24 protein-coding genes are annotated in these 26,128 nt (G+C 69.0%); 11 read left to right on the top strand and 13 right to left on the bottom strand.

The window, feature by feature from the left end:
• Positions 1-6: 6 nt before the first annotated feature.
• Positions 7-1,533, bottom strand: a complete 1,527-nt coding sequence (locus tag HPF_RS18300; protein ID WP_133157445.1) for a DNA-3-methyladenine glycosylase 2 family protein — start codon at positions 1,531-1,533, stop codon at positions 7-9.
• 107 nt (positions 1,534-1,640) lie between these two features.
• Between HPF_RS18300 and HPF_RS18295 the strand changes: the two genes are divergently transcribed.
• Genes HPF_RS18295 through HPF_RS18280 form a run of 4 tightly spaced genes read left to right on the top strand, consistent with a single transcriptional unit; the run spans position 1,641 to position 6,023 of the window.
• The gene (locus tag HPF_RS18295) at positions 1,641-3,023 is read left to right on the top strand and encodes a phosphomannomutase/phosphoglucomutase (protein ID WP_066158027.1); all 1,383 of its coding nucleotides are present in this window, start codon (positions 1,641-1,643) and stop codon (positions 3,021-3,023) included.
• A 28-nt stretch (positions 3,024-3,051) separates the two neighbouring features.
• On the top strand, positions 3,052-3,936 hold the full coding sequence (locus tag HPF_RS18290; RefSeq protein ID WP_243721615.1) for a glycosyltransferase family 2 protein: 885 nt from the start codon (positions 3,052-3,054) through the stop codon (positions 3,934-3,936).
• The gene (locus HPF_RS18285; RefSeq protein WP_133157444.1) at positions 3,929-4,723 is read left to right on the top strand and encodes a glycosyltransferase family 2 protein; all 795 of its coding nucleotides are present in this window, start codon (positions 3,929-3,931) and stop codon (positions 4,721-4,723) included. Before HPF_RS18290 ends, HPF_RS18285 begins: the two co-directional genes overlap by 8 nt.
• A gap of 49 nt (positions 4,724-4,772) precedes the next feature.
• Complete coding sequence (locus HPF_RS18280) at positions 4,773-6,023, top strand: O-antigen ligase family protein (RefSeq protein ID WP_066158031.1); 1,251 nt, start codon at positions 4,773-4,775, stop codon at positions 6,021-6,023.
• Here the strand turns inward: HPF_RS18280 and HPF_RS18275 are convergent.
• The 10 genes from HPF_RS18275 to mdeB form a co-directional block, all read right to left on the bottom strand.
• Positions 6,005-8,008 (bottom strand): 3-deoxy-D-manno-octulosonic acid kinase, encoded by a 2,004-nt coding sequence (locus HPF_RS18275; RefSeq protein WP_133157443.1) that lies wholly within the window; start codon positions 8,006-8,008, stop codon positions 6,005-6,007. The two genes, HPF_RS18280 and HPF_RS18275, sit on opposite strands and share 19 nt — an antisense overlap.
• Complete coding sequence (locus tag HPF_RS18270; protein WP_066158037.1) at positions 7,999-8,739, bottom strand: glycosyltransferase; 741 nt, start codon at positions 8,737-8,739, stop codon at positions 7,999-8,001. Before HPF_RS18270 ends, HPF_RS18275 begins: the two co-directional genes overlap by 10 nt.
• An 80-nt stretch (positions 8,740-8,819) precedes the next feature.
• Positions 8,820-10,163 (bottom strand): TolC family outer membrane protein, encoded by a 1,344-nt coding sequence (locus HPF_RS18265; protein ID WP_133157442.1) that lies wholly within the window; start codon positions 10,161-10,163, stop codon positions 8,820-8,822.
• Between the two features lie 32 nt (positions 10,164-10,195).
• The gene (locus HPF_RS18260; RefSeq protein ID WP_066158042.1) at positions 10,196-10,543 is read right to left on the bottom strand and encodes a rhodanese-like domain-containing protein; all 348 of its coding nucleotides are present in this window, start codon (positions 10,541-10,543) and stop codon (positions 10,196-10,198) included.
• An 11-nt stretch (positions 10,544-10,554) separates the two neighbouring features.
• Positions 10,555-11,244 (bottom strand): protein-L-isoaspartate O-methyltransferase family protein, encoded by a 690-nt coding sequence (locus tag HPF_RS18255; protein ID WP_133157441.1) that lies wholly within the window; start codon positions 11,242-11,244, stop codon positions 10,555-10,557.
• A 56-nt stretch (positions 11,245-11,300) separates the two neighbouring features.
• Positions 11,301-14,468, bottom strand: coding sequence for an efflux RND transporter permease subunit (locus HPF_RS18250; RefSeq protein ID WP_133157440.1), 3,168 nt, complete (start codon positions 14,466-14,468; stop codon positions 11,301-11,303).
• 10 nt (positions 14,469-14,478) lie between these two features.
• Complete coding sequence (locus HPF_RS18245) at positions 14,479-15,666, bottom strand: efflux RND transporter periplasmic adaptor subunit (protein WP_133157439.1); 1,188 nt, start codon at positions 15,664-15,666, stop codon at positions 14,479-14,481.
• 26 nt (positions 15,667-15,692) lie between these two features.
• Complete coding sequence (locus HPF_RS18240; protein ID WP_066158054.1) at positions 15,693-16,334, bottom strand: TetR/AcrR family transcriptional regulator; 642 nt, start codon at positions 16,332-16,334, stop codon at positions 15,693-15,695.
• A 26-nt stretch (positions 16,335-16,360) separates the two neighbouring features.
• Positions 16,361-16,972, bottom strand: coding sequence for a DUF2239 family protein (locus tag HPF_RS18235; RefSeq protein ID WP_133157438.1), 612 nt, complete (start codon positions 16,970-16,972; stop codon positions 16,361-16,363).
• A gap of 74 nt (positions 16,973-17,046) precedes the next feature.
• On the bottom strand, positions 17,047-19,614 hold the full coding sequence (mdeB, locus tag HPF_RS18230) for an alpha-ketoglutarate dehydrogenase (protein WP_133157437.1): 2,568 nt from the start codon (positions 19,612-19,614) through the stop codon (positions 17,047-17,049).
• A 107-nt stretch (positions 19,615-19,721) separates the two neighbouring features.
• On the opposite strand from mdeB, the gene HPF_RS18225 reads away from it, so the two are divergent.
• Positions 19,722-20,204: an Lrp/AsnC family transcriptional regulator gene (locus HPF_RS18225; RefSeq protein ID WP_066158062.1), complete on the top strand. Its 483-nt coding sequence runs from the start codon at positions 19,722-19,724 to the stop codon at positions 20,202-20,204.
• A gap of 19 nt (positions 20,205-20,223) precedes the next feature.
• Here the strand turns inward: HPF_RS18225 and HPF_RS18220 are convergent, their stop codons facing one another.
• Positions 20,224-21,705, bottom strand: coding sequence for a potassium/proton antiporter (locus tag HPF_RS18220; RefSeq protein ID WP_133157436.1), 1,482 nt, complete (start codon positions 21,703-21,705; stop codon positions 20,224-20,226).
• Between the two features lie 112 nt (positions 21,706-21,817).
• Here HPF_RS18220 and HPF_RS18215 point away from each other — a divergent pair, with 112 nt between their 5' ends.
• Positions 21,818-22,225: an MAPEG family protein gene (locus tag HPF_RS18215; RefSeq protein ID WP_133157435.1), complete on the top strand. Its 408-nt coding sequence runs from the start codon at positions 21,818-21,820 to the stop codon at positions 22,223-22,225.
• A 21-nt stretch (positions 22,226-22,246) separates the two neighbouring features.
• Entirely contained in the window at positions 22,247-23,344 is a 1,098-nt protein-coding gene (locus HPF_RS18210) for an enolase C-terminal domain-like protein (RefSeq protein ID WP_133157434.1), read from the top strand.
• 10 nt (positions 23,345-23,354) lie between these two features.
• Here the strand turns inward: HPF_RS18210 and HPF_RS18205 are convergent, their stop codons facing one another.
• On the bottom strand, positions 23,355-23,738 hold the full coding sequence (locus HPF_RS18205; protein ID WP_133157433.1) for a VOC family protein: 384 nt from the start codon (positions 23,736-23,738) through the stop codon (positions 23,355-23,357).
• A gap of 153 nt (positions 23,739-23,891) precedes the next feature.
• Here HPF_RS18205 and HPF_RS18200 point away from each other — a divergent pair, with 153 nt between their 5' ends.
• Genes HPF_RS18200 through HPF_RS18185 form a run of 4 tightly spaced genes read left to right on the top strand, consistent with a single transcriptional unit; the run spans position 23,892 to position 26,128 of the window.
• The gene (locus HPF_RS18200; RefSeq protein ID WP_133157432.1) at positions 23,892-24,680 is read left to right on the top strand and encodes a class I SAM-dependent methyltransferase; all 789 of its coding nucleotides are present in this window, start codon (positions 23,892-23,894) and stop codon (positions 24,678-24,680) included.
• The gene (locus tag HPF_RS18195; RefSeq protein WP_133157431.1) at positions 24,677-25,108 is read left to right on the top strand and encodes a DUF2267 domain-containing protein; all 432 of its coding nucleotides are present in this window, start codon (positions 24,677-24,679) and stop codon (positions 25,106-25,108) included. The genes HPF_RS18200 and HPF_RS18195 overlap by 4 nt, the downstream gene beginning before the upstream one ends.
• Positions 25,105-25,674 carry a GNAT family N-acetyltransferase gene (locus HPF_RS18190; protein WP_066158078.1) on the top strand — a complete coding sequence of 190 codons (570 nt, stop codon included), beginning with the start codon at positions 25,105-25,107 and terminating at the stop codon, positions 25,672-25,674. The genes HPF_RS18195 and HPF_RS18190 overlap by 4 nt, the downstream gene beginning before the upstream one ends.
• A 10-nt stretch (positions 25,675-25,684) precedes the next feature.
• On the top strand, positions 25,685-26,128 hold the full coding sequence (locus HPF_RS18185; protein ID WP_133157430.1) for a hypothetical protein: 444 nt from the start codon (positions 25,685-25,687) through the stop codon (positions 26,126-26,128).

Below are 26,128 nucleotides of genomic sequence, written 5' to 3'. Positions count from 1 at the left end.
ATCTCCTCAGGAGCGTGGAAACATTGGGGGTGTGGCCCAGGCGCGTATCACGGCGTAGCTGCGCCAGGGCTGCCAGCGCCGGGCGATGCGATCGGCTTCCCGGCGTGCCGCGGCGGCGGGCAGGCCCCGCAGACCCAGCGCCTGCAGGAGCACGACGTCGCCGCTGGGCCAGGCGTCGGGCCAACGCAGGGCCCGCATTGCGATGTATTGGGCTGTCCAGGGGCCGATGCCGGGCAGGGCCTCGAGGCTCTTCAGGGTCGATGCCGGGTCGGCACGACCGTCGAGCACCAGGTGGCCGTCCGCCACTGCGCGCGCCAGCGCTAGGATCGCCTGCTGGCGCTGGCGCACGATCCCGATCTCGCCCAGCACCTGCCCTTCGACCTCGGCGAGCGCCTCGGGCGTGGGGAACAGGCGCTGCAGACCCGGTGGACCGTCGGTCAACGGTGTGCCCAGCCGGTCCACCAGGCGGCCACACAGGGTGCGTGCCGCAGCCACCGTCACCTGCTGACCCAGCACAGCCCTCACCGCCAGTTCGAAGCCGTCGAAGGTGCCGGGCACGCGCATGCCGTCGCTGTGGGGGAAATCAGGGTGCAGCACGCTGTCGATGGCCAGCGGGTCGGCGTCCAGGTCCAGGGCCGCGCGCACTCGGTCGATGACCGCGGGCAGTGCCGGCAGCAGGCCCTCGCTGACCCGCAGACCGATGCGGTGCTCGTCCGGAAGGAATCGGATGAGCATCCAGCCGCACGCAACCGTGCCGCGCACCGAGAGGCGCAGCGTTCGCACCAGGTTCTCTTGCACCGTGTCGACTGCCTCGAGTCCCGGCAGGGCACGGTCGGCGAAGAAGCGCAGCACGTCCTGCACCCGGTAGGGCGGCCGCCAGGAGAGTCGCACCTCGGCCGGCGCCCGCGGGGCGTTGGGCGAGTCGGTGGACCGGCTGCGCCGCAACTGGGTCGGATTGAGGCCGTAGCGGCCCACGAACGCGTCGTTGAAGCGGCGCAGGCTGCTGAATCCGGCGGCAAGGGCCACCTGGGCCACCGGCAGGTCGGTGTCGGCCAGCATCTGTTTGGCGGCGAGCAGGCGCCGCGTCTGCAGGTACTGCAGGGGCGAGACGCCCAGTCGGTTTTCGAACAGGCGGCGGATGTGACGTCCGCTCACTCCCAGCCGAGCCGCCAGCTGCTCCAGCGGTGGTTCATTCGCGCCTGTGTTCCAGGTCTCCGGCGTGTCGAGCAGGGCGGTGGCCTGGCGGATCAGGATGTCCCCGGCGTCCTCGGTCGACCAGTGGCGGTCGCGCGGCGCCAGCTCCGGCCGGCAGCGCAGGCAGGGGCGGAAGCCGGCCTGTTCGGCCTGGGCGGCGTGTTCAAAGAACTGGCAGTTGTCTCGCTTGGGGGTGCGGACCCGGCAGATCGGGCGGCAGTAGATGCCGGTGGAGGTGACGCCGGTGAAGAAGCGCCCGTCAAAACGGGCGTCGCGCGCGCCCAGCGCCCGGTAGAGGGCGTCGGCGTCGAGCGGGGCAGGGCGGTTCATGGCTGGCATGGTAGGTGTTATTCCGAGTTGAGACTGGCCATTTCCGGACATGTCCCGGGCCGGGAAGCATGGCCCGGCCACCTACAATCGCGGGTTTGTTCCCCCGAGCGACGACCATGCAAGTGACCGCCTCCATCTTCAAGGCCTACGACATCCGGGGCATCGTTCCCGGCGCCCTCAACGAGACGGTGGCGGAAGCTTTGGGGCTTGCCTTCGGCACGGTGGCCCTGCAGCAGGGCGAGCGCTCGGTGGCCGTGGGCCGCGACGGGCGGCTCAGCGGCCCCGGCCTGTCGGCGGCGCTGATCCGGGGCCTGGTGGCCGCAGGCATCGACGTGATCGACATCGGCATGGCGACCACCCCCATGCTGTACTTTGCGGCCAGCACGCTGTGCAGCAGCGGCATCCAGGTCACCGGCAGCCACAATCCCAAAGACTACAACGGCTTCAAGATGGTCATGGGCGGCCGGGCGATCTATGGCGAGGACATCCAGGCCCTGCGCCGGATGATGGAGACCGAAACCCATGTGCGCCAGGACGGCGGTCGGGTGCGGCATGTCAATGTGCTGAAACCCTATACCGACCGCATCGTCGGCGACGTGAAGCTCTCGCGCCCGATGAAGGTCGTGGTCGACTGCGGCAACGGCGTCGCTGGCGCCTCGGCCCCGGCGTTGTTCCGAGCGCTGGGCTGCGAGGTGATCGAGCTGTTCAGCGAGGTCGATGGCGAGTTTCCGAACCACCACCCGGACCCGAGCAAGCCTGAGAACCTGCAGGACGTGATCCGCGTGCTGCGAGAGACCGATGCCGAGCTGGGCATGGCGTTTGATGGCGATGGCGACCGCCTGGGCATCGTGACCAAGGACGGTCAGAACATCTTCCCCGACCGCCAGATGATCCTGTTCTCTCAGGACGTGCTGTCGCGCGTGCCGGGCGGCCAGATCATCTTTGACGTCAAGTGCTCGCAGCGCCTGGCGCCGGCCATCGAGGCGGCCGGCGGTGTGGCCAACATCTACAAGACCGGCCACTCGCTGATCAAGGCGCGCATGAAGGAGCTGGACAGCCCGCTGGGCGGCGAGATGAGCGGCCACATTTTCTTCAAGGAGCGCTGGTTCGGCTTCGACGACGGCAGCTACGCCGGTGCGCGCCTGCTGGAGATCCTCAGCCGAAGCCCCGACGCCAACGCGGTGCTCAACGCGCTGCCCACCTCGCACAGCACGCCGGAGCTCAACGTGGCCTGCGCGGAAGGCGAACCCCACGCGGTGGTGGAACAGTTGCTGACCCTGGCGCGCTTCGAGGTGCCGGCCAAGGTCTCGACCATCGACGGCCTGCGGGTCGACTGGCCCGACGGTTTTGGCCTGATCCGTGCCTCCAACACAACGCCCGTGCTGGTGCTGCGCTTCGAGGGCCATTCGGCCGAGGCCCTGCACCGCATCGAACACACCATGCTGGATCTGCTGCGCCAGGCCAAGCCCGACGCGGTGGTGGGCGCGAGCGCGCACTGAGGACCCGCCGGTGCCCAGCAGTCACGACGTGTCCCCGGACCCTGCGCGCCTGAGCGGCGGGGCCCTGGCGGCGGTCACCATCATCGTGGTCACGCGCGAGAGCGCGCACTGCCTGCCCGCCCTGAACACGCTCCTGTCGCGGTGCCCGAACGTCATCGTCTCGGACAACGGCAGCGCCGACGGCACGGCCGCCTCGGCGCGCCGTCTCTGGCCGCACGCGATCGTGCTCGACCATGGTCGCAACCTGGGGTTCGGTGCGGCCAACAACCGTGCGCTGGCCCGGGTGCAGACCCCGTTCGCCTTCCTGCTGAACCCGGACTGCGAGATCGACGGCCCGGGCCTGGAAGCCCTGCTCGCAACCGCGGCCGCGATGCCCCAGGCCGCCGTGCTGGCGCCGCAGCTGGTCAGCGCCTCCGGCAAGCCCGAGATCAACTACCGCTTTCCCCAGACCTGGTGGGCACCGCGCGGTCCGGGCGCTTCCGGCCCCACCTGCGTGGGCTTCGTCTGTGGCGCGGCGATGCTGCTGCGCATGGCCTCGTTCCGCGAGGTCGGGTTTTTCGACGAGCAGTTCTTCCTCTACTACGAGGACGACGACCTGTGCCTGCGCCTGTTCAACGCGAAACAGAACATCGTCGTCGTGCCCGCGGTGCTGGCCATCCACCATTCGCGCGGCTCGGTGCGCGGCGCGTCGCCCTGGCGCCACGAGTACGCACGGGGCTTCCACCACGCGCAGTCCAAGCTGCAGTTCGCCACCAAGTACCGCTCGCGCGAGGAGGCGCAGCGCCTGCGCCGATGGCTGCTGGTGACCACCACCCTGGGACTGCCCCTGCGGGCCATCGTGTTTTCGCCCAAGCTGCTGGCCCGCATGTTCGGCCGCTGGCGCGGGCTCATCGGCTGGAGGGCCCGTGGCTGAACATCGCAAGCCGACGCTGTGCATCGGCATCCTCACGCTCAACGAAGCGCACCGCATCGCGCGCTGCATCCAGAGTGCGTCGTTCGCCGACCAGGTGGTGGTGATTGACAGCGGCAGCGAGGACCGCACGCGTGAGATCGCCCAGGAGATGGGGGCCCAGGTGCACCTGTATCCGGACTGGCGCGGTTTCGCCGAGCAGCGCAACCGGCTCATGACCCATGTGAAGGCGGACTGGATCTTCTTCCTGGACGCCGACGAGGTGATTCCGCACGGCCTGCAGGACGAGATCAGGGCTGCGGTGGCCTCCGGTGAGAACGCGGTGTGGAAGATCTACTGGGACCAGGTGGCTTTCGGCCGCACCCTGCACCGCATGGCCAAGACCGAAGGTGGCGTGTGGCGCCTGTTCCGCACCGACCAGCTGCTGCGCTACGAGGGCGTTGTGCACGAACACGCGGTGCTGCGCGACCCGGCCACGCCGGTCAGGACCTTCCGCACCCGCCTGCTGCACCACTCGCGCGAGTCGGTCTATGGCGGCCTGCTCAAGATGGCGCAGTACGCCCAGCTCGGCGCGGTGCGCCGCGTGCAGGCCGGGCGCCGCGGTGGCGTGCTGCGCGGCCTGGCCTCGGCCACCAGCAACTTCATCCGTCTGTACATCTTCCGGCGCGGATTCCTGTGTGGCGCGGAAGGCTTCCTGTTCTGCCTGCTGGTGGCACTGGAGTGCTTCTTCCGCTACGCCATCATCCGCTACGACCGGCCTGTGCCCGGCGACACCATGGTCAAGCGCTGAGCCGCTGCCGACCTCCTGAACCGGCACTTCTTCCCACGACAAGTCTGCAATGAGTTTCCGAACGTTTGCCCGCAGGGCCGCCATCTACAGCCTGGCGCTGCTGTTCGGCGCCTTTCCGATGTCGGTGGCGCTGGCCAACAGCCTGATGCTGATCGTCGTCCTGCTGTGGGCGCTGAGCCTCGACGGCACCGACTTGCGCGAGTTCCTGCGCAGTTCCTGGGCCAACCCGGTGGTGCGTCCGGCGCTGGCGCTGGTGCTGCTGATCGTCCTGGCCTCGTTCTGGTCGCCCGCCAGCTGGGCGGAGATCGGGGGCTACTACAAGAAATACGTGAAGTTCCTGCTGCTGCCGGTGTTCATCTTCCTGCTGGCGCGCCGCGAAGACCGGGCCCACTGCTGGACCGCGTTCGGTCTGGCGCTGCTGTTCACGCTGGTGTCCACCTGGCTGAACGTGTGGTTCCAGCTGCCCTGGTCGCGCACCTACAACCAGGGCTTCGGTGCCGACCACACCGTGTTCAAGGACCACATCTCGCAGGGCATCATGATGTCGTTGTTCACCGTCCTGTGCGCGCACTGGGCGATCAAGGCCACTTCAAACTGGAAGAAGGTCCTCTGCTGGCTGGTGGCCGGGCTGGCCGCAGTGAGCATCCTGGTGCTGACGCAGGGCCGCACCGGTTACCTCAGCCTGTTGCTGGCCACTGTCGTGTTCTCGCTGGCGATGCTCTGGCGCCGCCCGCAGATGCTGCTGGGCGTGGTGCTGGCCGGCGCGCTGGCCCTGATGTCGGCCTACACGCTCTCGCCGCAGTTCCAGCACCGCACCAACCTGGCCTGGCAGGAGGCGCAGAACCACAGTGCGGGGACCGTGACCTCGATCGGCGCGCGCATCGAGGTCTGGCGCTTCATGGTCCGCCAGACCGACTTTGACAACGCCAAGCTGATGGGCGCCGGAACCGCGTCCTACCCGGTGCTGGCGCGTTCGTACTTCAAGGATCCGAAGTTCTGCGACGCCATCTGCCCGCACCCGCACAACCAGTTCATCCTGTTCTATTTCGAGCAGGGGCTGCCCGGCTTCGTGCTGATCCTCTGGTTCATGGGCACCATCGTGCGGCAGGGGTTGCGCTACCGTTCGACACACCGGGCGCTGATGCTGGCCTTCGTGAGCATCATGCTGACCTCGAACATGACCCACAGCTCGCTGTGGCTGTCGACCGAGAGCCACTTTTTCATCCTGATGACCGCGCTGCTGATGGCCTCGGCGGGCCGTCGCCCGCCATCATCGGCGGTTCAGGCCTCGCCGGCGTAGCCCTTCAGCAGGTCGTCCCAGCGGGCTTCGTCCCAGTGGAACGGGTGGCGCCGGCCCTGTTCCTTGCGCAGCGAACGGCGCAGGCGCTCCAGGTTCTCCTGCTTCCAGGCCTCGCCCGGTCGCACGCCGCATTTGTCGAAGTCCACGATCCAGGCGCGGCCCTGCGCGTCCAGCAACAGGTTGTGGCAGTTCAGGTCGGAGTGGAACACCTGGCGGTCGTGCAACTGGCGGATGGCGCTTCCGTGTGCGATCCAGTCCGTGGCCGGTAACGGTCCTTCGGACAGCGCCTGGGCCACGTTGCGGGTCTGCGGGATCATCGCGACCACGATGTCGGCGGTGTGGCCGATCAGGCCGCGCACCTGTCGCGCGGCCACGGGCGCCGGCACCGGGAGGTCCCAGGCGCGCAGGCGGCGCAGCAGGGTGAATTCGTTCATGGCCCGGCTGGACAGCGGCGAACGGCCCAGGTAGCGGTCGGGGCTGAGCCGGGCCATCAGGCCACCGCGCCGGTAGTGGCGCAGCACGCCCTCGCCGTGGTCCAGCGCCACGCGGTGGGCCTGGCCACGGCCGCTGCCCGTCGCCAGCGCTGCGCTGTCGTCGGGTGGCGGCGTGAACAGGGCCGGCAGAGCCTCGACAACCTGGGTGGGGTCGAACCAGATGGTCTGGCCGGCCGGCGTCGAGGCCCGGGCCGGTGCCAGGCGCTCGGGCCGCATGGGGGCCCAGACCTGGCGCAGCGCCTGCAGGCTGCGCTGGCTGCTGCCCTGCTGGCGCAGCACGAAATCGCGCGCCTGCTGGCCCTTGCGCTGCAACAAGGCCTTGTCGCGCATCCACTGAGCGGCGGTGTGCAGCATCAGGCGGGCCGAGTCGACGCGTTCGCCGGCGCCGCAGGCCTCGACGTCCTGGTACAGCTCCTGGAAGTGGTGGGTGTGCGGGCCGAACAGCACCGGCCGGGCACAGGCCATGGCCTCCAGCGCGTTGTGACCGCCGATGGGCACCAGGCTGCCACCGATGAAGCACACGCTGGCGTGCAGGTACCAGGTGCCCAGTTCGCCCATGGTGTCGGCCAGCAGCACCGCGGTGCCGGCCGCCGGCGTTTCGCCACGGCTGCGCCGCACGAAGCTCAGGCCGCTGGCGGTGATCTGTTCGGCCACCTCGTCGAAGCGCTCCGGGTGACGCGGCACGAGGATCAGCAGCGCGCCGGGGTGCTGGCGCGCCAGCTCGGGCCAGGCCAGCAGCAGGGCCGCTTCTTCGCCGTCGTGCGTGCTGCCGGCGACCACGATGGGCCGTCCCGCCAACCAGGGCAGGCGGTCCGGGCTCTCGGGCGTGTCGCGCTGGTCGAACTTGAGGTTGCCGGTGAGCACCAGGCGGTCGGCGGGCACGCCCAGGGCCGCGTAGTGCTCCACGCTGGGCGCGTCGGCGGCAGCCACCACGGCCATCTGCGACCAGACGGGCGCCATCAGGGCGCGCCAGCGCTGGTAGAACTGGGCCGAATCGGCCGACAGCCGGGCATTGACCAGGGCCACGGGCGTGAGCCGCTGGCGGCACTGCCAGAGCATCTCCGGCCAGATCTCGCGCTCGATCAGCACCAGCAGGGACGGTTGCAGCCGGTCCAGGAAGCGGCGCGTGGCACCGGGTGTATCGATGGGCGCGAAGACGTGGCGGATGTCGTCGCCCCAGTGGGAGCGCAGCGTGCGTGCGCCCGTGGGCGACTGGGTGCTGACCGTGATCGCATGGTCGGGCCAGGTTTCGCGCAACGCCGCGATCAGCGGGCGCGCCGCCTGCACCTCGCCCACGGACGCGGCGTGAATCCAGAGGCCGCCCATGGACGCGGGCTCGATGCGGATGAAGCCCAGTCGCTCGCGCAGCCGTTCACGGTAGCCGGCGTCCTTGCGGCCGCGCAGCCACAGCCAGCCCAGCAGGGGCAGCGTCAGACCACGCAGCAGCAGCCGGTAGCCGCGCTGGGCCAGGCTGGCCTTGTTCAGCGCCAATGGTCGGCGACCCACTGGGTCGGCAGGACACGGCGGTACCACTTGCCACTGACGCCGGCGATGGCGTCGGGCGGGTTGGGCTTGCCGTGGAAGGCGATGAGGCGGGCACCTTTGGGGATGGTGGGCGGCTTGAACCAGCCCATGATGCCCGGCTGCAGGCAGTGTCGCTTGAAGCTGCGGCACCACTCCTCGGGCCAGTAGCTGAGCTTGCCCTGGCGCGCGAGATACAGCGTGATGAACTCCTGCTCGTTGCGCACCGGCGCGATCGAGGCGGGGTAATCGTTCTTCAGGTGCTCCAGCGCGTCGGCGTGCGCGCCGATGGTGTAGAGGTAGCACGAGGTGTTGCCCGTACCGTCCTTCTTGTCCCATTCCTTGATCACGATGAACTCGCCCTTCTGCTCGAAGAACGGGTCCAGGCTGTCGAGGATGACGATGTCCAGGTCGAGGAACAGGGTGCGGCCCTGCAGGTCGTACAGCGGATTCGCGAACGAGGTCAGCTTGAGCCAGCCGTGTCCGAAGGTCCAGGGCTTGCGCTGGTCGAACTCTTCGAAGCCGACCATGGGGATGGATTTGACCTCGACGGCGGGGTCGATGCCGGCGCCGTCATCGGTCAGGCAGACAAAACGGAACGGCCGGTGCAGGTGGCGGCGGACCATGCTGTGCAGCTTGTTGACGTACTCGGGGCCGTACTTCTTGCCCCACTTGATGCACAGCACATTGACCGCTTGCATGAATCACCTTTGGCTCTGTCTTGCCGCCGCGGACGGTATGTCCCCAGCGGCCGACCCGGCAGTTTATCCCAGCAGGGGGATCACTTCAGCAAGGCGTTGACCGGCTGCAGGTCGTCGGCCTTGAGCACGCCGCCGGCCTGCTTAAGGCGCAGCTGGCCCACCAGCACGTTGTAGCGTGCCACAGCCAGGTCGCGCTTGGTCTGGAACAGCTGGCTCTGGGCGTTGAGCACGTCGATGTTGATGCGCACGCCCACCTGGTAGCCCAGCTTGTTCGCGTCCAGCGCGCTCTGGCTGGACGCCTCGGCCGCTTCCAGGGCCTTGACCTGGCTGGTGCCCGAGACCACGCCGAAGTAGGCGCTGCGGATGGCCTGCGAGATGTTGCGCAGCGCGGTCTCGCGGTCGGCGCGCGACTTCTCGACCAGTGCGAGCGCTTCGCGGACCCGGTTCTCGATCGCGTTGCCGGCGTACAGCGGCAGGTTGAACTGCAGGCCGACGCTGGCGTTGTTGGTGCGCACGTTGCCGGCGGTCGGGAAGTTCGAGTTGGGGCCGCGCGCCACCTGGTACTGGCCGACCAGGTCCAGCGTGGGCTTGTGCCCGGCCTGCGCCTTCTGCACCTCGACCTCGGCGATCTCGAAGGCCTTGTCGGCCTGGCGCACCGCGGGATGCTGCGTCAGCGCCTGTTCCACCCAGGCCTCGGCGCTGGCGGGCTGCACCGCGGGCAGGTTCACCGGGGCGGCCAGCGGCTTCGGGCTGGCACCGCTGCGACCCACCAGCTGGTCGAGGGCGAGCTTCTTGACCAGCAGGTCGTTGCTGGCGGCGATCTCCTGGGCCAGCACCAGGTCGTAGCGGGCCTGGGCTTCGCGCGAGTCGGTGACGGTGGAGGTGCCGACCTCGAAATTGCGTTTGGCGGCGGCGAGCTGCTCGGCCACGGCGGTCTTCTGGGCCTGCACGAAGGTCAGCGTGTCCTGCGCGGCCAGCACGTCGAAGTAGGCCTGGGCGGTGCGCACCATCAGGTCCTGTTCGGCCGCTTCCAGCTGGGCACGGGCAATCTCCACCGAGAGCTGGCCTTGCTCATCGTTGTAGCGGTTGACCGGGCGGTACAGCGGCTGGCTGGCCGAAAGGGTGACGTTTTGCGAGTTGCTGGTGCGGCCCGTGTCCGTCACGTCGTTGCGGCTGTTGGTCCAGTTGGCGCCAGCGCCCAGCCCCGCCTGCGGACGCAGGCCGGCCTTCGCCTGGTCGGCCTTGGCGAGACTGGCGTCGTACTGGGCGCGCGCCGACTGCAGCGTGGTGTCGTAGCCCCGTGCCGCCTCGTACAGCTCCACCAGGCTCTGGGCCTGGGCGCCCGCCGCACCCAGCGCGAGGGCGACCGCGAAGGACAGGCGGGTCAGGGCAGAACGGCGGGGGGCGAGAGACGGAGCGGTCATGGGGTTTCCTTGGGAACGGGGCGCCGGCGGGGTCAGTAGGTGGGAACCCCGGGATCGCGTTGCTGGGACCAGGCGTCGATGCCGCCGTGGACGTTGACGACGGCGGTGAAGCCGTTCTGGATCAGGAAGTGCGCCACCTGGGCGCTGCGTGCGCCGTGGTGGCACAGGCAGGCGATGGGGCGGTCGCGTTCGAGTTCGAGGTAGCGGGCGGGGACGCTGCGCATCGGCATGGCCACCAGCTCGAAGCCGTCGGGCCGCACCGAGGCGGTCTGCAGCTCCCAGGGCTCGCGCACGTCCAGCACCACCGGCAGTGCGCCGGGTTTCTGTGCGCTGGCGTGCTGCAGCCAGTCGTCGAGTTGGGCGGGGTGGATGGCTTGCATGGCGTCGCGGCTCAGAAAGAGAAGCGCGAGGGCTCGGCAAAGTTCCGCAAGCGGGGCGCGATCGTGTCCCAGGGCTGCTGGGTGCTGAAACCTGCGTCGTCCACGCGGGTGACGACGGTGGCACGCATCACCGGCTCGTGGCCGACGATGGCGATCAGACGGCCACCCTTGGTCAGCAAGGCCAGGAGACCGGCCGGCACTTCGGCGACCGAGCCGGCCACCAGGATGGCGTCCCAGGGGCCTTCGGCGGCGCAGGCGGCAAAGCCGTTGGCTGCGGCGTCGGCCACCCGCACCTCGGCGTTGGTGATGCCGGCCTGCTGCAGGTTCTTGCGCGCGGCGCTGGCGATGGCGTCGTCGATTTCCAGCGAGACCACGCGCTGGGCCAGGCTGGCCAGCAGCGCGGTGGTGTACCCGCTGCCGGTGCCGATCTCCAGCACCTTGTCGGTGGCTTTCAGTGCCAGGTCCTGCACCATGCGGGCCTGCACACGCGGGGCGAGCATGACCTGGTCGGCGCCGTGGCCCAGGGGCAGTTCCATGTCGACATAGGCCAGCGCCTTCTGCGCGCGCGAGACGAACTGGTCGCGCCTGACGCGGTCGAGCAGCTCCAGCACGGCCGGGTCCAGCACCTCCCAGGGGCGGACTTGCTGTTCGATCATATTGAAGCGGGCACGGTCGAGGCTCAGGGGCGTCGAAGAGGTCATTTTTGATACTCCGGTGGGTATGTTAGCCGATCTGTTCCGATTTTACCGAGCGGGGCTCATCGGGCCGCTGACGCCGCGGGCGCGAAGCCCAGCCGGCGCCGCACCCAGGTTGCCAGATCGTCCATGTAGCAGTAGACGACTGGCACCACGACCAGGGTCAGGATGGAAGAGGTGATGACACCGCCGATCACGGCCTGGCCCATGGGGGCGCGCTGCTCCGAGCCTTCGCTGAGCGCAAAGGCCAGCGGCACCATGCCGAACACCATGGCCAGGGTGGTCATCAGGATCGGGCGCAGCCGCACCTTGGCCGCCAGCAGCAGGGCGTTCTCGCGGTCCAGCGGCGGTTGGCCTTCAAAACCTTCCCTGGCCCGGATCGCGAAGTCGACCAGCAGGATGGCGTTCTTGGTCACCAGGCCCATCAGCAGCACGATGCCGATGACCGAGAACATGCTCATCGTCGAGCCGAACATCAGCAGCGCCAGCACCACGCCGATCAGGGTCAGCGGCAGCGAGGTCATCAGCGCCAGCGGCTGCAGAAAGCTCTGGAACTGGCTGGCCAGGATCATGTAGATGAAGATGATCGCCAGCGCCAGCGCCGAGACCGCATAGGCAAAGGATTCCTGCATGTTCTTGGTCGAGCCGCCGAACTCGTAGCGGTAACCCGGCGGGAAGCTCATCTGGTCGAGCACCTGGCGGATCTCGCCCGAGACCTCGCCGGCCGAACGGCCGTAGACGTTGGCGCTGATCGCGACCTCGCGGTTGAGGTTGCGGCGGTTGATCTGGTTCGGACCGGTGGACTCGACCACCTCGGCGATCTGGCCCAGCCGCACCACGCGCGCGCTGCCGTCGGCGTTGTTGCCGACCACGAAGGGCAGTTGTTCCAGGTCGTCGGCGCGGGCGCGCTGCTCCGGCGCCAGGCGCACGTTCACGTCGTAGCTCTCGCCGTCGGTGGCACGCCAGTTGCCCACCGTCTGCCCGGCCACGAAGGTGCGCAGGCTGCTGGCCACGGCTGCGCTGTTGAGGCCCGCGTCAGAGGCGATCTCGCGCCGCATCACGATGTCCACCGTGGGCTTGTTGGGCTTGATGCTGGCGTCCAGATCGACCAGGCCGACGATGGGCCGCACGCGCTCCGTCACCTGGGCGGTCAGCCGCTCCAGCTCGGCCAGGTCGTCGCCCTGCAGAGAGAACTCGATCTGCTTGTTGCCGCCCACCGGGTCGAGCAGGCCCGCGTGGGTGACGGTGATGCCGGGCACGGTGCGCAGCCGGTCGCGCAGCTTCGCGGCCATGGCGTCGGCGTTGAGGGTGCGCAGCTGACGGTCGACCAGCCTCACGTAGACGCTGGCGTACATGGTGCCCTGGGCGTTGCCGGTGTTGATGGTCGAGAGCGTGTACTTCACGTCGGGGAACTCGCGCAGGACGGCTTCCACCTGCTTCGTCTTGGCCTCGGTGGCCTGCAGCGAGGAGCCGACTGGCGTGTGGAAGGACAGCGAGGTTTCGGAGAAGTCGGCCTTGGGCACGAACTCGGTGCCCAGCAGCGGCAGCATGAAGATGCTTCCGACGAACACCGCGATCGCCAGCCCCATGGTGGACAGCTTGTGCGCCAGCGACCAGCGCAGCGCACCCTGGTAGATGTCGGCCAGCCGGTCCTGGATGTGGTCGAACCAGCCGGTGATGCGGCCGATGGTCCTGTCGTACAGCGTCACCGGCGCGCGGTGCTGGCCGTGCTTTTCGATCTCGGGGTCGTGCCAGACCGAGGACAGCATGGGGTCGAGCGTGAAACTCACGAACATCGAGATCAGCACGGCCGCGACCATGGTGATGCCGAACTCGTGGAAGAACTTGCCGATGATGCCGCCCATGAAGCCGATGGGCAGGAACACCGCGACGATGGACAGCGTGGTGGCCAGCACCGCCAGCCCGATTTCCGCCGTGCCATCCATGGCCGCATCGAACGGGCGCTTGCCCATCTGCACGTGGCGCACGATGTTCTCGCGCACCACGATGGCATCGTCGATCAGCAGGCCCACCGACAGCGTCAGCGCCATCAGCGTGATCATGTTGATGGTGAACCCGAGCAGGTTCATGAAGAAGAAGGTGCCGATCACCGAGATCGGCAGCGTCAGGCCGGTGATCACCGTCGAGCGCCACGAGTTCAGGAACAGGAACACGATCAGCACGGTGAGCAGCGCGCCCTCGATCAGCGTCTGGCGCACGTTCTCGACCGAGACGCGGATCGGCCGCGAGCCGTCGGCGATCGGCTCCAGCTTCACGCCCGGTGGCAGCTCGGCCTTGAGCGATTCGACGGCGACCTTCAGGCCATCGGTGACCGCGATGGTGTTCTCGTCCTGCGCCTTCTGCACCTGCAGCAGCAGGGTGCGCTGGCCGTTGTAGAGCGCCAGGCTCTCGACCTCCTGCGTGCCGTCGCTCACGCGCGCGACCTGCGACAGGTGCACGGGGCTGCCGCCGCGCCGCGCCACGATGATCTGGCCGAAGTCCTGCGGGTTCTTCAGGCGCGAGAGCACCTGCACCACGCGGTCGCGCTCGCTGGTTTTGAGCGTGCCCACCGGCAGGTCCTGGTTCTCGTTGCGCACCGCCGTAGTGACCTGGTCGGCGGTGACGCCCAGCGCCTCCATCGCGGCCGGGTCGAGGTGGATGTTGACGGCGCGCCGGGTGCCGCCCACCAGGGTGACCGAACCCACGCCGCGCACGTTCTCGAGGCGCTTCTTGAGCGTCTGCTCGGCCCAGGTGGTCAGCTCGACCGCGCTGAGCGCCTTTCCGTTGACTGCTTCAGGGAGCACCGCCACCGACCAGATCGCCCGGCTGGCGGGGTCGAAGCGCAGCACGCGCGGTTCCTTCACGTCGGTGCGGAAGCTCGGCTTGAGGATGGCGATCTTCTCGCGCACGTCGTCGGCGGCCTTGCGGCCGTCGATATGCAGCTGGAACTCGATGATGACGACGGACTGGCCTTCGTAGCTGCGCGAGGTGAGGGCGTTGACGCCGGCGATGGCGTTGACGGCTTCTTCAACCTTCTTCGTGACCTCGGATTCGACGATCTCGGGCGAGGCGCCGGGGTACTCGGTGGTGACCACGACCACCGGGAAGTCGATGTTGGGGAACTGGTCGACCTTCAGGCGCTGGAAGGCGAACAGCCCCAGCACCAGCAGGGCCAGCATGACCATGGTCGCGAAGACCGGGTTGCGCAGCGAAACGCGGGTGAACCACATGGTGCGGCGCTCAGTTGGTGGCGGCGGTGACCGGGGGCGTGGCGGCGGGCGCCGCGAGCTTCACCTCGGTGCCCTCTCGGATCAGGCCGGCCTGCACGCGCAGCAGCTGCGTGCCCGCGGGTGCGGCGGTCACGCCGTCGACCACCAGCATGGCCTCACCGCCGTGCTGCCCCTGTCGGCCCAGGGGGACCGGCACGTGGGCGATCTTGCCGCTCTGGATCACCTGGATGTAGGGCTGGGGCTTGTCGTTGCGCACCGCCGAGAGCGGCACGGCCAGCGCCTGGATCTGGCCGGTGACGATCTCGCCCTGTGCGAACAGGCCCTGGCGCATGCCGGCTGCGGCGGGCAGGCGCAGGTAGACCAGCACGCTGCGGCTGCCGGCCTGCACGCTGGGGTTGATGCGCGCCACTGTGGCGTCCACCGGTTTGTCCAGACCTTCAATCTTGAGCCGCGCCTTCTGGCCCACCGCCACGCTCGCAGCGTCGGCCGGGGCCAGCGCGGCTTCCAGCTCGAAGCCGCTGAGATCCACCACCTCCAGGATGCGGGCGTCCACGCCGACGCGCTCGCCGTTCTGCACCAGCCGCGCCGAGACCTGGCCCGACAGCGGCGCGCGCAGCGTGGTGTCGCCCAGCGCCTTGCGCGCGATGTCCAGCGCCGCCACGGCGGCCTGGTGGTTGGCCTCGGCGGCCGCGAGGTTGTTGGTCGAGGTCTCCAGCGCGGTGGCCGAGATGAAACCCTGCTGCACCAGCGACTGGTTGTTGTCCTGCGCGCGCCTGGCGATCGCCACCTGGGCCAGCGCCGATTTCGCCTGCTGCTCGGCCTGGCGCACGCGGGCCTGGGCCTCGGTGCTGTCGATGCGCGCGACCACTTCGCCCGCCTGGACGGCATCGCCCTCGCGCTTGGTGATGCCCTGCACCTCACCCGCCACGCGGGCCTTGATGGCGGCGGTCTGCAGCGCCCGCAGCGACCCCGAGACGCCGACCGACTGCGCCAGCTCCAGCGCTTCGACCGTGGCCACGTCCTGCGGCGGCAGTTCGTACACCGGCGCCTTCTGCGCGGCGACGGCGGCCGCCGTGGCGGCCTCGTTCTGCGCCTTGCGCTTGCCCAGGGCGCGGGTCACGCCCAGGGCGATGGCGATCACGAGCAGGGCGAGCAGCAGCCATTTGATCCAGCCGGAACGGGAAGCGGGTGCGTTCATGGGGGTTCTCGGAAGAGGTCTGGTGTTCAGGGGCGCACGCGCATGCCATCCAGCAGCAGGCCGACCTGCGTGCCGAGGAAGGCCTGCGGGTCCAGCCGGTCGGCGGGCGGACAGCAGGGCGCCATCGAGTGTTTCCACATCAGCAGGAAGATCATGGGTGCGATGAGGCTGTAGACCGCGCTGTCCAGGTCCATCGGCCGGAAGTCGCCGCGGTCGATGCCGCGCTGCAGCACCCGCTTGAGCAGGGCCCGGCCGGGGTCGATCACCTCGTGCTGGTAGAAGCTGGCGATTTCGGGGAAGGTGCCGGCCTCGCTCATCACCAGCTTGGTGATCCCCGAGGCGGCGGTCATGCCGATGCGTTCCCACCAGGCGTTCATGGTGTAGCGCAGCAGTTCGGCGCTGTCGCCCTGGAAGGCGTCCAGCTCGTCGTTCCACTCGCCGAAGCGGCCGGCGATGGTTTCGCGCACCACGGCCTTGAAGAGTTCTTCCTTGCTGGGAAAGTAGAGGAAGAGGGTGCCTTTGGAGACGCCCGCGCGCGCGGCGACCTCCTCGACGCGGGTGGCGGCGAAGCCTTTTTCAACGAACAGGGCGAGCGCGGCGTCCAGCAGTTCGCCCGGGCGGGCTTCCTTGCGGCGTTCGCGTTTGGTGGGGGAGAGTGCGGAATTCATCTTCTAATGACTGACTGGTCAGTAGTTTAGTTCCGCACCCCCGCAGCGTCAATCTGGGCCAGCAGCGTGCGCAGGTGGGCCGTCACATCGGTCGGCCAGTCCGCCGCCAGCGCCTCCACCCGCGCCAGATCGCCCGCGAACAGCGCGCGGCTGACCTCTTCGTACTGCGGCAGGTCGCCGCACACGATGGACATGAAGCGGTAGGCCGCCTCGGTGGCGCGCCGCTGGGCCTGTGCCGAGCCGCCTTCGCGCATGGCCGACTGCACCAGCTTGCGCAGCGCGACCGAGGCGCCGCCGGGCTGGCGCGAGAGCCAGTCCCAGTGGCGCGGCAGTAGGGTCACTTCGCGGGCGGTCACGCCCAGCTTGGGTCGGCCGGGGCCGCGCGGCGCGTCGCTGCCGGGTGCTTCGTCCGGGGCGTCGGATGCCGGGGTGGGCGGCAGCTGCGCCAGCAGCTGGGCGGCGGGTGTTTGCCAGTCCAGTTCGATGCGTTCGCTGGAGACGGCGTCGAGCACGAGCGGCAGCGCCTCGGGCTGTGCCGCCAGGTGCAGCTGCACGGCGGCGATCACGCCGGCCGGCTCGCCGCGGGCGAGCCGGCGGTGGTGTTCAAAAGCGATCCAGTGTGGAGAAAGCAATGGCATGTGAGCGGCGTCCGAATATTACCCGGGTAAAAGTATAGCTCATTTTTACCCGGGTAATAAAACGACCGCCGCCGTCAGGAGGCCGCCGCGCTCAGGGCCAGCGCCCGCTCCACGATGCTGGCAGCGTCGACCGCGAAGAAGCGCCGCAGCGCGGCGCGCGTGTCGCTGCGGCCGAAACCATCGGTGCCCAGGGTGGCGCAGGCGCGTCTGGCGGGCAGGTAGGCGCGCACGCTGTCGGGCACGGCGCGCACGTAGTCGGAGGCGGCCACGATGGGCCCGCGGGTCTGGCCCAGCAGGCGCGCGATGTAGGGCTCGGCTGCGCCTGCGGCGGCGCCTTCGCGCGCCAGTTCGCTCCAGCTGGTGACGCTGACCACGTCGACGCCCAGACCCTGTGCGGCCAGTTGCTGCGCGGCTTGCCGCACCTCGCCCAGGATGGCGCCCGAGCCCATCAGCGTGACGCCGGGGCCGCTGGCCGGGCCCAGGCGCTCGAACAGGTAGGCCCCGGCGATCACGCCGGCCGCCGCGCCCTCGGGCAGGTCGGGCTGGGCGTAGTTCTCGTTCATCAGCGTGACGTAATAGAAGACGTCCTGCTGCCGCTCCAGCATCTCGCGCATGCCGTGGTCGAGGATGACCGCCAGTTCGCCCGCGTAGGCCGGGTCGTAGGCCCTGCAGTTGGGGATGGTGGCGGCCACCAGGTGGCTGCTGCCGTCCTGGTGCTGCAGGCCTTCGCCGCCCAGCGTGGTGCGGCCCGAGGTCGCGCCCAGCAGGAAGCCGCGGGCGCGCTGGTCGGCGGCGGCCCAGATGGCGTCGCCGACGCGCTGGAAGCCGAACATCGAGTAGTAGATATAGAAGGGCAGCATGGCCAGGCCGTGCACGCTGTAGCTGGTGGCCGCCGCCGTCCAGCTGGCGATGGCGCCGGCCTCGCTGATGCCTTCTTCCAGGATCTGCCCGTCCTTGGCCTCGCGGTAGCTCAGCACCGAGCCGATGTCTTCCGGCGCGTAGCGCTGGCCCACGCTGCTGTAGATGCCGACCTGCTTGAACAGGTTGGCCATGCCGAAGGTGCGCGCCTCGTCGGCGACGATGGGCACGATGCGAGGGCCGAGCGCGGCGTCCTTGAGCAGGTTGCCCAGCATGCGCACAAAGGCCATGGTGGTGCTCATCTCCTTGCCGCCGGCGGCGAGGGCGAACTGGCCGTAGCCCGCCAGCGGCGGCACGGCCACCGGCTCGCAGGCGGTGTCGCGGCGCGGCAGGGGGCCGCCCAGGGCGGCGCGGCGCGCGTGCAGGTACTGCATCTCGGGGCTGTCGGCCGCGGGTTTGTAGAAGCTGAGGCTTGTGGCCTGCTCATCCGTCAGCGGCAGGTTGAAGCGGTTGCGGAACTCGATGAGGTCGGCGTCGTCCAGTTTTTTCTGGCTGTGCGTCGTCATCTTGCCCTGCCCCGCTTGTCCCATGCCATAGCCCTTTTTGGTGTGGGCCAGGATCACCGTCGGTTGCCCCTTGTGGGCGGCAGCGGCGGCGTAGGCGGCGTGAATCTTGACGAGATCGTGTCCGCCCCGTTTGAGGCGGTCGATCTGCTCGTCGGTCATGCCCTGGGCCAGGGCGGCCAGCTCGGGGTTCTGACCGAAGAAGTGTTCTCGGTTGAAGCGGCCGTTCTTGGCCGCGAAGGTCTGCATCTGGCCGTCCACCGTGCCCTGGAGCGCGCGCACCAGGGCGCCGCTGCGGTCGCGGGCGAACAGGCCATCCCAGTCGCTGCCCCAGACCAGCTTGATCACGTTCCAGCCGGCGCCGGCGAACAGGCGTTCGAGCTCGTCGATGATGCGACCGTTGCCGCGCACCGGGCCGTCCAGCCGCTGCAGGTTGCAGTTGACCACCCAGACCAGGTTGTCCAGCCGCTCGCGCGCGGCCAGGGTGAGCGCGCTCATGCTCTCGGGCTCGTCCATCTCGCCGTCGCCGAACACGCCCCAGACCTTGCGGCCGGCGCAGTCGAGCAGGTTCCGGTCGCTCAGGTAGTGCATGAAGCGCGCGTGGTAGATCGAGCTGATCGGCCCCAGGCCCATGGAGCCGGTGGGGAACTGCCAGAAGTCCGGCATCAGCCAGGGGTGCGGGTAGCTGGAGAGGCCGCGCGCGCCGTGTTCGGGCGCCACGATTTCCTGCCGGTAGTGCGCCAGGTCGGCCTCGCTCAGGCGGCCTTCGAGGAACGCGCGGGCGTAGACGCCGGGCGCGCTGTGGGGCTGGAAGAACACCAGGTCGCCGCCATGGCCGTGGCTCCGCGCGTGGAAGAAGTGGTTGAAGCCGGCCTCGAACAGGTCGGCCGCGCTGGCGTAGCTGGCGATGTGGCCGCCCAGTTCGCCATAGGCCTTGTTGGCGCGCACCACCATGGCCAGGGCGTTCCAGCGCATCAGCGAGGCCAGGCGTTCCTCGATGGCCAGGTCGCCCGGGAACGGCGGCTGGTCGTCGACCGCGATGGTGTTCACATATGGCGTGTTGCGCTCGGGCTGCCAGCCCACGTGGTGTTCGTGCGCCAGGCGGGCCAGCTCGTCCAGCACGGCGCGGGCGCGCGCCGGCCCCTGGGTGTCAATGAGCGAGCGCAGGGCGTCGCGCCATTCCTGCGTTTCGGCCGGGTCGAGGTCGGGGCTGCTGTTCAAGGGAAATTCTCCGGGTGAGCGCAGCACTGTAGGCAGGGCGCACGCGCATTTGTTGCCGGACTTGCTGAACAATGGGCGCCTCTGCAGCACGATGCACCGCCAAACCAATGAAAAGCAGCACAAACCACCTCGACGCCACCGACCGCCGGATTCTGGAAGAGCTCCAGCGGGACGCCAGCCTGTCCAACGTCGAGCTCGCGCGTCGCGTGCACCTCTCGCCCTCGCCCTGCCTGGCGCGGGTGCGCGCCATGGAGGCCAGCGGGCTGATCCGCCAGTACGTGGCCCTGCTGGACGCCGGCCAGCTCGGGCTGCACCTGAACGTGTTCGTCTCCATCAGCCTCAAGCAGCAGAGCCGCAAGGCGCTGCAGGCCTTCGAGGAGCGCATCACGCTGCGCGAGGAGGTGATGGAGTGCTACCTGATGTCCGGCGACGCCGACTACCTGCTGCGCGTGGCCGTGCCGGACATGCCGGCGCTGGAGCGCTTCATCCTCGAACAGCTCTCGCCCATCGCCCAGGTCGAGAAGATCCGCTCGTCGTTCGCGCTCAAGCAGGTGCGCTACAAGACGGCGCTGCCGCTGGCGCCGACCTGATGCCTGTGCGGCACCGCCCTCAGCCCAGCCGGATGCCCACGCGCGTGATGCGGCCGCCCTCCAGCGCGCGCACGCTCAGCTCCGCCGCGCCCAGCATGGCGCTGTCGCCTTCGACGGCCGGGCGCCGCAGCTCCTCGCGCATCCAGGTGGCCACGTCGGTCGGCGCATCGGGCGGCACGGGCAGGCCATAGAAGGCGCACAGCGTGTCCATCGGCGTCGCGCCGTCGATCACGAAATCGCCGAACACCAGCCGGTTGGCCTGCAGGTCGTCCGGTTCGGGCAGCGCCAGGCCCAGTCGCCGCGCGCTCCAGGCGATGGTCGAACCCTGCAGCAGCAGCGAGGTGAGCACGACGACGAAGGCGACATTGAAGAAGGTCTGCGCGCCGGGCACACCGGCCATCAACGGGAACATGGCCAGCACGATGGGCACCGCACCGCGCAGACCCACCCATGAGATGAACACGATCTCGCGCGGCGGAAAGCGCAGCGGCACCAGGCACAGCGCCACCGCCAGCGGTCGGGCCACCAGCATCAGCACCAGCGACACCCCCAGCCCGGGCAGCAGGGTGGGCAGCAGCTGCGACGGCGTGGCCAGCAGGCCCAGCAGCAGGAACATGCCCGCCTGCGACAGCCAGGCGTAGCCGTCCATGGCCGAGAGCGTGGACCGCACCTGCCGCCGCGCCCGGTTGCCCGCGATCACGCCCATGGCGTACACCGCCAGAAAGCCCGAGCCGCCCAGCCAAGTGGTGGCCGCGAACACCGTCAGCCCGCCCGAGACCAGCAGCAGCGCGCGGATGCCGCCGCCACCGTCCTCGCCGCGCCCCAGCCGCTTGAGCAGTTCGGCCATCGCGAAGCCGGCGCCCAGCCCCAGTGCCCCGCCCCAGCCGAACTGCAGGGCCAGCGAGCGCAGCACCTCCAGCGCCGACAGCCCGGCGCCAGACCCTGCGGTGGACGCCGCCAGCACCACGCCGATGAGCGCCAGCGTCAGGTACACCGCCATCGGGTCGTTCATGCCCGACTCGATCTCCAGCGTCGCAGCCACACGCTCGTTCAGCCGCACGCCCGAGGACTTGAGCAGCGCGAACACCGCGGCCGCGTCGGTCGAACCGACGATGGCGCCCACCAGCAGTGCCATCGGCCAGGACAGGTCCAGCAGCCAGCGCGCCGCCGCGCCGGTGATGCCCGCACTGAGCACCACGCCCAGCGTGGCCAGCAGCAGCGAGGGCTTCAGGCCGGTGCGGAAGGTGTCGAAGTCGGTGCGCAACCCGCCGTCGAGCAGGATCACCGCCAGCGCGATGTTGCCGACCCAGAAGCTCAGCCGGAAGTCGTTGAACACCAGCCCGCCGGGCCCGTCCTGGCCGGCCAGGATGCCCGCCAGCAGGAACACCAGCAGGAAGGAAAACCCCACCCGCGTCGAGACCACGCCCGCGAGCACGCTGACGAACACCAGCGCGGCGGCGACGAGCAGGGGCAGGGCGAGAAAGTCCAGCGACAGGGCCATGGCCGCAAGCTAACAGAATGTGTGCCAGCGGTGGGGCTGAGGACTACATTACGTCTGGCTGCATGGTCAACCCGTGGCAGGTCGCCCACGCCTGCAGCCGGGAGTCCGCACCATGACCGCCACGCTGCAAGCGCTTCTCGGATTCATCGCCTGGACCCTGTGCCTGCTGGTCCTCATGGAAGCCATCCGGTCCTGGCTCGTCCTCTCGGGCGCCGTGCCCGCCAATGGCTTCACCCCCGACAACGCCAACCTCTCGCCCTTCATGCAGCGGCTGGCCCGGGCGCACGCGAACTGCCTGGAGGGGTTGCCCCTCTTTGGCGGGCTCATGCTGGTCGCCGTGGTGGCCGGGCGCGCGACCGTCACCGACCCGCTGGCCTGGGTGCTGCTCGGTGCGCGCATCGTGCAGTCTCTGATCCATCTGGTCTCGACTTCGCCCGCCGCCGTTACTGCGCGGTTCACCGCGTTCGCGGTGCAGGTGGCGATCGCCGTCTGGTGGGTGCTTGGGCTGTCGGGGGTCTGAAGCCGCAGAAAGGAGAACGCCATGAATGCCCATCCTCCGCTCACGATCCGGGACCTGCGTGTGCGCGCCGCGCATGTGCCGCTGCGCATCCCGCTGCAGACCAGCAGCGGCACCATTCACATCGCGCCGCTGGCCCTCATCGACCTGCTCACCGACGAGGGCGTCACCGGCTCCACCTACCTGTTCTGCTACACGCCGCTGGTGCTCAAGCCGGTGGTGCAACTGCTCAACGAGTTGCTGCCCGTGGTCAAGGGTGATGCGGTGGCGCCGCTGGAACTCGACCGCAAGCTGCGCGCCCGGTTCCGGCTGCTCGGGGTCAAGGGCGTGGTGGGCATGGCGCTGGCGGGCATCGACATGGCCGCCTGGGACGCGCTCTCCAAGGCGCAGGGCCTGCCCCTGGCACGGGCGCTGGGCGGTGAGCTGCGGCGCATCCCGGCCTACAACAGCTGCGGCCTGGGCATGATCGGTGCCGAGCGCGCCGCGGCCGAGGCCCAGCAGCTTGCGGCGCCCGGCTTTCCCGCCATCAAGGTGCGCCTGGGCTATGCCGACCCGGCCACCGACCTCGCGGTGGTGCGCGCCGTGAGGCGCGCCATTGGGGACGGCGTGCACCTGATGTCGGACTACAACCAGGCGCTGTCCGTGGCCGACGCGTCCGCGCGCATCCAGGCGCTCGACGGCGAAGGGCTGTACTGGGTGGAAGAGCCGACCTCGGCCGACGACCATGCCGGCCACGCCCAGATCCGCTCGCGGACACGTTCGCGCATCCAGATGGGCGAGAACTGGTGGGGCCCGCACGAGATGGCGGTCTGCGTGGCCGCCGGCGCCTCGGACTTTGGTATGCCCGACGCCATGAAGATCGGTGGCGTGACCGGCTGGCTGCGCGCCGCCGCCATCGGCGAGACCGCTGGCCTGCCGCTGTCCAGCCACCTGTTTCCGGAGATCAGTAGCCACCTGCTGGCCGTCACGCCCACCGCGCACTGGCTGGAATATGTCGACTGGGCCGACCCGGTGCTGCAGGAGCCGCTGCGGGTGGAGGCCGGCCACGTCACCCCGCCCGATGTGCCCGGCAGCGGCATCCGCTGGAACGAGGACGGCATCAAGCGCTGCCTCGTGCCATGAACCCGGTGCACTACGCCGGCAGGTCTTCGTGCAGGCAGAGGTAGTTGCCTTCGGTGTCCTTGAACCAGGCGGCCTTCTCGGCCCCGAGCACGCAGACGTGGTTCACCGTCTTCAGCCCGGGAAAGTCGTAGTCCTCGAACACCACGCCCGCGCGCTTCAACTGCGCGATGCTGGCGGCGATGTCGCTGACCTGGAAGCTGACGGCGGTATGGTCGGCCTTGGTGCCGTCGGGTTTGGGGAACAGGGCCAGCGTGGTGCCACCGACCGAATAGACGAACTTGCCGTCGGGTTTGAACCCGCCCGGTGTCAGGCCGAGACAGCCTTCGTAGAACGCCCGCGCGCGGTCGATGTCTTTCACGGGCAGCATGGTGGTGACAGAAGCAGTGGACAACATGGCTGGTCCTTTCGCTCGATCCGGCCGCGTTCGCGGCGCCTGGCGCCCGCCAGGCCACACCGGGCCGGCGCACCAGCATAGGCCTGAGGCGACCCCGGCGCCAGTGGCCCCCACCGGGTGGTGTGGGCATGGCTGGAACTACCATGCTCATCCATGACCCAGGACAAGCTCGACCTCCTCATCGACCTGCACCAGCCCAACCCCCGCCAGGGGCCGGGCGGCGACGCACAGACCGAACTGGCGCTGCGCCTGACCGGGCTTGACCCGGCGGCGCCGCTGACCGTGGCCGACATCGGCTGCGGCACCGGCGCCGCCACGCTCGCGCTGGCCCGGCTGCTGCCGCAGGCGCAGATCACCGCGGTGGACTTTCTGCCACCGTTCCTGACGACGCTGCAGCAGCGCAACAAAGCTGCCGGGGTGGCCGATCAAGTCACACCACTGGCGGCGTCCATGAGCGAACTGCCGTTTGCCGACGCGCAGTTCGACCTGCTCTGGTCCGAGGGCGCGATCTACAACATGGGCTTCGAGAACGGCGTGAAAAACTGGCGGCGCTTTCTCAAGCCCGGTGGTGTGCTCGTCGCCTCCGAACTCACCTGGACCACGAATACCCGCCCGGTCGAACTGCAGGCCTTCTGGGACGCCGCCTACTCCGAAGTCGCCACCGCAGCGGACAAGATCCGCGTGCTGGAGCGGCACGGCTATTCGCCACTGGGCTATTTCGTGCTGCCCGAGACCTGCTGGCGCGACGCCTACTACCGCCCGCTGCAGGCGGGCTTCAATGACTTCCTTTGCCGCCACGGAAACAGCGAGGCCGCACGGGCGCTGGTGGCGGAACACGAGCAGGAGATTGCGCTGTACGAAGCAAACTCGATGTACTTCGGCTATGGCGTGTACGTCGCCAGGCGGATCACATTTCCGCAGACATCCCACCTGTTCCCATGACGCTGCCCTTCGAATACCAGAACCCCACGCTCCAGTTCGAGCGCTTCATGGTCGACGCCCGCGACTGTGCCGGGTTGCCCACCACCAACATGGCCTGGAACATGGTGGTGGGTGTGCTGCACGCGTTCCGCCGGCGACTGACCGTGCCGCAGGCCCTCGCTTTTGCGGCCGTGCTGCCGCCTGTGATCCGGGCGATCTTCATCGAAGACTGGCCCTTTGACCAGGCGCCGGTGCCCTTTGGTGGGCCGGACGAGTGGCTGGCAGACGTGCGCGCCGTGCGCACGGAGCACAACTTCTCGCCCGCCGACTCGGTGGTGTCCGTGGCAACGGCATTGCGGCGGCATGTGGATGTGGTGGCATTTGAGAGGGTGCTGGCGCAGCTGCCACCTGAGGCTCGCCGGTACTGGCAGGCGAGACCTGCCCCATGACACCCACCCGGCTTCAACTCCAGCGCTGGCAGTCGCTCACCGGAGATCAGCGCGAGCGCGTGCTGGCCCTGCACATCTCGCCCGAGCAGATCGAGTTCGCCGGCACCACCGCGCAGGCCGTTTCGGTGTGCGAAGGCGCCTCGCCGGACGAGGTGGCCGGCCTGGCCATTCTGGAATCGGAAACGCCCATCGGCTTTGTGCTTCTCAGCCGGGGTGCCCGGTTGCCGGACTGGGCGCCCGCAGGGGCTGCCGCGCTCAGGGCCATGCGCATCGACAGCCGGGAACAGGGGAAAGGCCACGGACGCGCTTCGCTGGCACTGGTGGCTGCATGGGTGTCGGAACACTGGGTGTCCTGCAGCAAGCTCGCACTGTGCGTGGACGACCAGAACCTGGCAGCCCGGCGCGCCTACGACGTGGCGGGGTTCACCGAGTACGCGGAACCCAGGGCAGGGCGCATCGGGCTGGTGCGGTACTTGTTGAGGTCTTTGGTCGGGCAGCGGCTTACCGTGCACGATTCAGGCGGAATGGGCGCGACGGGCCGCACCTCCCAGCGTTCTTCTTTGTAGTGGAGTCCTCATGACTGTCGACCTGAGAGTCTTTCAACGACTGCTTCCATTGCTGTTCGCAATGTGCGCGACCCATGCAGCATCGGCGTCTGAGAGTTTGCGCACCGATGGCATCTATCGCAGTGAAGTGCAAACCAATGCGGATGGTGTGGACTACATCAGCCTGTTGCGATTCGCCGCAGACGGGCGCGTGTTTCTATCGCACGTTTCAATGCCAGCCAGGCAGGAGCGTGTGTGTGAGTGGTTCAAGCCTGAACTGGAGGCACCTCACTGGTCCAAGGGCGCGAGCTATCGGCTGGAAGCCCAACGGCTTAGCTTCAGAACAGACTCTCCAAACGCCGCAACCTTGTTCGACGGACTGGTGGACTCCGGCGTGCTGATGATGCAGTTGAGGGTGCCGACGAAGCAGGATCTGACCTATTCGTTGACATTCAGGTTTGCTTCCTGTCCGTGA

The organism is Hydrogenophaga pseudoflava (assembly GCF_004353865.1).
GTDB lineage: Bacteria > Pseudomonadota > Gammaproteobacteria > Burkholderiales > Burkholderiaceae_C > Hydrogenophaga > Hydrogenophaga pseudoflava.
Note: the sequence above shows the minus strand (reverse complement) of the source record. Positions and strands in the feature narration are given on the sequence as shown.

Excerpts from the sequence above, each read along its gene's own strand:
- HPF_RS18300 (WP_133157445.1), bottom strand. The coding sequence starts at position 1,533 with ATGCCAGCCATGAACCGCCCTGCCCCGCTCGACGCCGACGCCCTCTAC.
- HPF_RS18295 (WP_066158027.1), top strand. The coding sequence starts at position 1,641 with ATGCAAGTGACCGCCTCCATCTTCAAGGCCTACGACATCCGGGGCATC.
- HPF_RS18280 (WP_066158031.1), top strand. The coding sequence starts at position 4,773 with ATGAGTTTCCGAACGTTTGCCCGCAGGGCCGCCATCTACAGCCTGGCG.
- HPF_RS18270 (WP_066158037.1), bottom strand. The coding sequence starts at position 8,739 with ATGCAAGCGGTCAATGTGCTGTGCATCAAGTGGGGCAAGAAGTACGGC.
- HPF_RS18265 (WP_133157442.1), bottom strand. The coding sequence starts at position 10,163 with ATGACCGCTCCGTCTCTCGCCCCCCGCCGTTCTGCCCTGACCCGCCTG.
- HPF_RS18260 (WP_066158042.1), bottom strand. The coding sequence starts at position 10,543 with ATGCAAGCCATCCACCCCGCCCAACTCGACGACTGGCTGCAGCACGCC.
- HPF_RS18255 (WP_133157441.1), bottom strand. The coding sequence starts at position 11,244 with ATGACCTCTTCGACGCCCCTGAGCCTCGACCGTGCCCGCTTCAATATG.
- HPF_RS18250 (WP_133157440.1), bottom strand. The coding sequence starts at position 14,468 with ATGTGGTTCACCCGCGTTTCGCTGCGCAACCCGGTCTTCGCGACCATG.
- HPF_RS18245 (WP_133157439.1), bottom strand. The coding sequence starts at position 15,666 with ATGAACGCACCCGCTTCCCGTTCCGGCTGGATCAAATGGCTGCTGCTC.
- HPF_RS18240 (WP_066158054.1), bottom strand. The coding sequence starts at position 16,334 with ATGAATTCCGCACTCTCCCCCACCAAACGCGAACGCCGCAAGGAAGCC.
- HPF_RS18235 (WP_133157438.1), bottom strand. The coding sequence starts at position 16,972 with ATGCCATTGCTTTCTCCACACTGGATCGCTTTTGAACACCACCGCCGG.
- HPF_RS18225 (WP_066158062.1), top strand. The coding sequence starts at position 19,722 with ATGAAAAGCAGCACAAACCACCTCGACGCCACCGACCGCCGGATTCTG.
- HPF_RS18220 (WP_133157436.1), bottom strand. The coding sequence starts at position 21,705 with ATGGCCCTGTCGCTGGACTTTCTCGCCCTGCCCCTGCTCGTCGCCGCC.
- HPF_RS18215 (WP_133157435.1), top strand. The coding sequence starts at position 21,818 with ATGACCGCCACGCTGCAAGCGCTTCTCGGATTCATCGCCTGGACCCTG.
- HPF_RS18210 (WP_133157434.1), top strand. The coding sequence starts at position 22,247 with ATGAATGCCCATCCTCCGCTCACGATCCGGGACCTGCGTGTGCGCGCC.
- HPF_RS18205 (WP_133157433.1), bottom strand. The coding sequence starts at position 23,738 with ATGTTGTCCACTGCTTCTGTCACCACCATGCTGCCCGTGAAAGACATC.
- HPF_RS18200 (WP_133157432.1), top strand. The coding sequence starts at position 23,892 with ATGACCCAGGACAAGCTCGACCTCCTCATCGACCTGCACCAGCCCAAC.
- HPF_RS18195 (WP_133157431.1), top strand. The coding sequence starts at position 24,677 with ATGACGCTGCCCTTCGAATACCAGAACCCCACGCTCCAGTTCGAGCGC.
- HPF_RS18190 (WP_066158078.1), top strand. The coding sequence starts at position 25,105 with ATGACACCCACCCGGCTTCAACTCCAGCGCTGGCAGTCGCTCACCGGA.
- HPF_RS18185 (WP_133157430.1), top strand. The coding sequence starts at position 25,685 with ATGACTGTCGACCTGAGAGTCTTTCAACGACTGCTTCCATTGCTGTTC.